General features: G+C 73.0%; 2 protein-coding genes. One reads left to right on the forward strand and one right to left on the reverse strand.

What is annotated here, in order from left to right; translation table 11 throughout:
* Nucleotides 1-65: 65 nt before the first annotated feature.
* Nucleotides 66-2,864 (reverse strand): hypothetical protein, encoded by a 2,799-nt coding sequence (locus RM812_RS40815; RefSeq protein ID WP_311585874.1) that lies wholly within the window; start codon nt 2,862-2,864, stop codon nt 66-68.
* 359 nt (nt 2,865-3,223) lie between these two features.
* Here RM812_RS40815 and RM812_RS40820 point away from each other — a divergent pair.
* Nucleotides 3,224-4,258, forward strand: a 1,035-nt coding sequence (locus RM812_RS40820; RefSeq protein ID WP_311585876.1) for a competence protein CoiA family protein, incomplete at its 3' end; no start/stop codon positions are given.

Below are 4,258 nucleotides of genomic sequence, written 5' to 3' on the forward strand. Positions count from 1 at the left end.
GCCGGCCTGGCTCCAACACTACACTCCCCACCGCCCCCACACCGCAACCGGCGGCAAACCGCCCGTCACCAGGTTGACCAACGTCCCTGGGCAGTACAACTAGTCCAGCCGGCCCGGCTGGCACCGCGGCCGCCATACCGCGGACGCACGGAGCCTCCGGGCCATCGCAGTCGCTGAGTTGCGGGCGGACCGCAACAGCGCCCACAACGCCCGCAGGCGCCGGCCGGACGAGGAGACGCACGACCTCGGCCCCCACCTCGGCGAGCAGGACATGGGCGATAAGGAACACCGACCTCAAGACGGAGCGCCACCTGGCCAATCCGGAATCCGCCCCGCCGAGGCGATGTCGATGTCTTCTGAGCGTCCTTCAAGGCGGTGCTCACCACGCTTCCGAGTTCCTCCTGGACTGGCCTGACCTGATCGTCGTTCCAGGTCGAGGGTGCGAACAGGAACTCCTCGAAGGCCTTGCGCTGGCGCACCGTGCACAGGGCGACCACGCCGTGGCTGCGCAGAGCGTCAGCCGTCTCGGTGACGGCTTCAGTGCCGCCCATGGGCCGGTACATGTTGATGATCATGACCACGGGCATCTGCGGGTCAAGACCCAGGACCCGCGCGCCGCGCAGGAGGGCGGCGGCCGTCTCCTCGCCGGTGCCGGGCCGCTGGCGGCGCTCGACGAGGTCGTCGAAGTCCCGGACCCGCGCGGCGTCGCTGCGCACCCCGGCCACCCACCGGCCGCTGGCCGAGCCCCAGTCCACCCCCGCGGCCGTGACCGGGGCGAGCGCGGCAGCAAACTGCCGGCGCAGCTCGGAAAGGTCATCCTCCGCGGGCGCGAACGGCTCCCGCCCCTCCTGCTCCAGGCGGCGAAGGTGCTCCACCCACAGCGTGCGGACCTCGGACCACACCTCGCCATGGCGCCGGGCCCCCTCCTCCTCGACCGCCGCGAGGAAGGCAGCCCACCCCTGCTCCCGGACGTCCGCATCCTCGTCAGGGCCGGGCGGGAGCGTGAAGGAGGCGCCATCCAGGGACCGGGCGGCCGCGGCCGCATCCCACCAGTCGTCGCCCGTCACCGCATCAGCCAGCGCCGCAAATCTTTTGGCGTGGTGCGGCCCGTGGGTGAGGAAGCGGGCGTCCAGGACCGCCATCACCGTCTCCGCCGCCGACCGGGGCAGGTACGGGGCATCGTGGCGCAGGTGCGCGTTGAACCGGGCGTCGAGCCACCGCATCAGCTTCGCGGTGAGCCAGGTCTCCCGCTCCTCAACGGTGGCCGCGCGCAGCTGTGGGTCGTGCTCGGTTGCCGCGGTGGCGAGGAACTCGGAGGTCCGCACGGCCAAGTCCTCGATGGGATCTCCGTCGGCGCTGAGGCGCTGCAGGTTTCGCAGCCGGTTGTGCGCGATCCAGGATTCGCGCACTTCATCCCAGCTGTCCGGGTGCCGGCGCTGCCCCTCGGGGGTGATGAAGTCCAGGAAGTCGCGGCGCCACAGGTCCAGAGGGGCGCCGTCTTCGGGCGGCAGGACATCGTCGGGGTGTCCGGACCCCCAGTCGGCCCCGAAATCCCACCACTCCTCGACGTCCTCGGCATCGTCGACGTCGTACACGTCGACCTCATCAGGGTCCGACAACCGAGTCACGGCGTAGTAGAAGAACTCCCGGTCCAGCGCCGTACACAGCCGGTCGGCATCGGCCTGCCCCACCGAGGGGCGCCGCCACTGGGCGAAGTGCTCGTCGAGCGCGGCGAAGACACGGATCTGCTCGGGCCTGCGGTCGATGACGTCGACCTGGACCCAGTCCCGGGCGCGGTAGTGGTCGGTCAGCACGGTCAAGTCGGCGACCGGGAGAGCGGCGAGCTCTGCGGGCGGGCGGCCGCCCACGTCGAGGACCACGATCTCCCCGCGGCTCGTCGCCTCCGCAGCGCGCACGTCCAGGTGTTCCCCGTAGTAGCCGTGCCCGGCGGCCAGCAGCCGGCCGCCGCCTGCCGGGGCGAACGGCTCGTGCCAAACCGCCGCATCGTCGGCCGCGTCCTTGGCCACCTGCCGCACCATCGCGTCATCGGTCACCAGGGCAACGGTCCGCCCGGCGCGGGTGAGCCCGTATGCGATCTGGACGCTCAGGGTGCTGCAGCCGACCCCGCCTTTCGTCGAGCGGACGTGCACGATCTGCGGGCGCCGGGGGACCGGCCCGTGCCGGCGCGGCATCAGCGCGGACGCGTCACCGGCCAGCTCGGCGAGCGTGGGCTCCCGCGAGGCCCAGCTGGAGGCGACCTCGCGAGCGAGGAGCGGGCGGCGCAGCGCGCGACTCCAGGCGGGCGCCGACTCGGCGAGGGAGATGTCGATGTCGCGGCGGGGAGTGTCCTCGAACGCGGTGTCGGCCTGGTCCCACAACGGCAGCAGACCCGCCTCCACGCACAGGCGGCCGGCCTCCCGTACGTCGCGGGGCTTCGCAGCGAGCAGCACCTGACCCGAGGCGCGCACCCGGGCAAGGGCGAGGTACTTGCCGTCCCGGACCCAGCGCAGTCCGGCAACGCCGGTGACGGTCGAGACGGTCTCGCTCGTGCGGCTGGGCAGCAGGCGGGCCAGGACCTCGGCCTCGTACCCGGTCGCCGGCCACAGCCTCAGCTCGTCGCCGGGCCCTGGGCTCGCCTTGGCGATGCCGAACAGACTCCCGCTCGGAGTGAGGGGGTGAAACGGGCCGACCGGACGGGCGAGCGCGAAGAGCAGCGCCGACTCCAGGGCCTGCTGCTCGGCGGACTCGGCGTCGGGGGCCAGACCGTGAAGGAGGCCGTGAGCGCGGATCCAGGACAGAGCCTGGGCGTGGTTCTCGCCGGTGACGGCGGCGCGGGCGGCGGTGTTGCGGTCGGCTTTCGCCATGATGTCCCGATTCTCGGTGTGGCTCCCGGACCGGCACGCCGCGAGTGGGCGCAGCAGAAGTGAGCTCACTGTGGGGTCTCCCCCTTAGCGCCTGGGATGCACGCGGGTCCGGGCCGCTGGTGCGAGGCGGGCGGCAGCAGGTCTGCCTGCCCGGCATCGTAGCGGGCGGCTGCCCGCGTGCGGCAGAGCGCCGCGCTCGGGCACGGAGAGGGGGAAGGCGGCGCTGCGCGTGCAGGAGCCTGCGGGGCGGGATGCCACAGCAGTTCATCGCCCGCCCTGCGGCGCCGGGGCTGCGGTGGTGCCCGCCGGGCGGACAGCACTCGGGCGCGCGTCGGCCCACGCCGTACATGATCAGTCGCATGGGTAGGAGTGCCTGGGACACCGAGAGAAGAGCCACCGTATGGGTCGACGACGGCGTCGAGGGCCTGCCGCCCGGCATGGCCGACGGACGCTATCGGTGCCGTGCCTGCGGCGAGCGGCTGGTCCTCAAGGGGGCGCGCCCGAGCGCGAAGGTCCAGCCGCACTTCGCGCACCGCGGCAACGACGGCTGCAGCAGACCGGAGCAGGAGGCGCTGCTGGACGCCGCCGACGAGGTCGTCCTCCATCTGCGGGAGCAGATCCGCGCGCTTCCCGGTGTCACGCACTGCGCCACCGCCTCCCCAGGAGAGGACCCTGAGCACTCGTCCGGACTGCCGCCGGCCGTCCTGGCCCGGTGCGGGACCACGACGGTGGTGATCGAGGCGCCGTCGGCGCTGCCGGGCCCGGAGGCGATCCGGCGCAGGATCCGCGCTGTGCGGGATGAGCACGCGGGGGCGGGGCATGTGTGGTTCCTCAAACGCGACCTCGCCCAGTTCCAGCAGCTTGCCCCGCACCCCGTGTGGCTGCGGGGGCAGAAGGCACTGCACGAGCAGGTGGCGCCCAACGAGCTGCAGAAGGCCATCAACGAGGCCGGCGGCCACGTGTACTGGCTCGACGGGAAGGCGGTCCTCGTCCCCTACGGCATCCGCCGATTCCAGCACCCGGTACAGCCAGGCCAGGACTGGACGAACTGGAAGTGGCGGTCGGACCCGCGCGACGACTGGCGGATCAGCAAGCCGCGCCCGGCCCCCGACGCCGACACCTGGGGCCTGGTGCCGGTCGCGTTCGTCTCGCTCACCCGCACCCGGGGCGCGTTCCGGCCCGCCGACGCCTACCAGGTGATGGACGACCTCTACGCCGCCCAGGAGCGCCGGATCACCTGGCGCAACGAGCACGCGCGCGAGGTCTACGCCGCGCGCGCCACGCCGCCCGCGGAGCCGGAAGCAGAAGTCGTGGCAGTCGATCCGCAGTCACCTCCACCTTCGCCCGTCGCGGCCGCGGACGGGGAGGCCGCCGGACTGCGCACGCGCACGGAG

Source organism: Streptomyces lancefieldiae, assembly GCF_031845825.1.
Lineage (GTDB): Bacteria > Actinomycetota > Actinomycetes > Streptomycetales > Streptomycetaceae > Streptomyces > Streptomyces lancefieldiae.

Bases quoted from the DNA above. Each gene is read 5' to 3' on its own strand.
- RM812_RS40815 (WP_311585874.1), bottom strand. From the start codon at position 2,864: ATGGCGAAAGCCGACCGCAACACCGCCGCCCGCGCCGCCGTCACCGGC.